The 1,607-nt window shown below is 73.6% G+C and carries 1 protein-coding gene; it reads left to right on the top strand.

Annotated elements, in window-relative coordinates; all coding sequences use genetic code 11:
* A partial coding sequence (locus IE312_RS27020; protein ID WP_229900480.1) for a GAF domain-containing SpoIIE family protein phosphatase occupies positions 1-1,589 on the top strand: 1,589 nt, incomplete at its 5' end.
* Between the last annotated feature and the right edge of the window lie 18 nt (positions 1,590-1,607).

Below are 1,607 nucleotides of genomic sequence, written 5' to 3'. Positions count from 1 at the left end.
ACTCCCACGCCGAGCACCTGCTGGAGCGGTCCGCCGCGGCCCTGATCGGCCAGGACGCGCACGAACTGCTGCACCGCGGGCCGCAGGGACAGCCGCTGCCCACCACCCGGTGCAGCATGCGGCCGGCGTTCCACGCCGGGCACCCCGCACAGGGCGAGGAGGACTACTTCGCCCGCCCCGACGGTTCCCTCCTGCGCATCTCGTGGCTGATCGCCCCCTACGCCACCGGCGGCCCCGGGACCGGCACACTCGTGCTCTTCCACAGCCCGGAGGCGTACAGCACCGAGCCGCACCCGCAGGAGGCGGCCGAGCGCATGAGCGACCTGGAGCGGCTGGCCCTGCTGGCCGAGACCACCACCCAGCTGACCTCCACCTTCGACGTGGAGGAGGCACAGCGCAGACTGGTGCGCCTGGTCGTGCCCCGGCTGGCGGACTGGGCCGTCATCGACCTGATCACCGAACGGGACGAGGTGTGGCGCACCGCCGTCGTCCAGGCCGACGGCGACCGCCTCGTGCACCACGAGGATCTGCAGGGCCCCATGCCGCCGGTCCCCCAGGAATCCCCGATGCCCCTGTCCCGGGCCCTGCGTGGCGTCGCCTCCACCCTGGCCGGGCCCGAGACCTACGAAGGCGCCCCCGACTCCGGGATCGCGGTGGAGCAGCGCCGGCTGTTCGACGCCACCGGCATCCACTCGGCGGCCATCGCCCCCCTCCGCAGCACCCGCGAGGTCCTCGGCGCCCTCACCCTCGGCCGCGCCAAGAAGCCGGGCAACTTCACCACCGCCGACCTGCCGCTGATCGAGGACATCGCGCGCCGCGCCGGTGTCGCCCTGGACAACGCCCGCCTGTACCAGCGCCAGCGCGCGGTCGCCGAGACCATGCAGAACCACCTGCTGCCGCAGATGCCGAGCGTGCCCGGTCTGCAGATGACCGTCCGCTACCTGCCCGCGCCCGACGCCTCACAGGTCGGCGGCGACTGGTACGACGCCTTCACCCTGTCCGACGGCGCCACCGCACTGGCCATCGGCGACGTCGTCGGCCACGACCTGGAGGCCGCGGCCGGCATGGCCCAGCTGCGCAACATGCTGCGCGCCTACGCGTGGTCCCAGCGGGAGCCCGCCAGCCGGATCGTGGAGCGCCTCGACGAGGCGGTCATGCCGATCACCGACGTCGGCATGGCCACGCTCATCTTCGCCCGGGTGACCGAGACGGACGAGGGGCTCTGGGAGCTGTCGTGGACCAACGCCGGCCACCCGCCGCCGCTGCTCATCGACCACAACGGCCTGGCCGAGTACCTCTCCGACGGCCACGGCCTGCTGCTGGGCACCGGAGTCTCCGCGCCCCGGCCCGACGCCACCACGCCGCTGCCGCCCGGATCCACCCTGCTGCTGTACACCGACGGCCTCATCGAGGCGCCCGGCCAGACCCTGGACGAGGGCCTCAACCGGCTCCGCAAGCACGCCGCCGCCCTCTCCCACCGCCCCCTGCCGTCCTTCACCGACCAGCTCCTGCGGCGCGTACAGCCACCCGGCATCGACGACGTCGCCCTGCTCGCCGTACGCACACCCCCACGCGGACACACCGGCTGAACGGCCCGCACACGGAAA

The organism is Streptomyces capoamus (genome assembly GCF_014654935.1).
Taxonomy (GTDB): domain Bacteria; phylum Actinomycetota; class Actinomycetes; order Streptomycetales; family Streptomycetaceae; genus Streptomyces; species Streptomyces capoamus.
The sequence above is the reverse complement of the archived record's forward strand: the minus strand, read 5'-3'. Positions and strand labels throughout refer to the sequence as shown.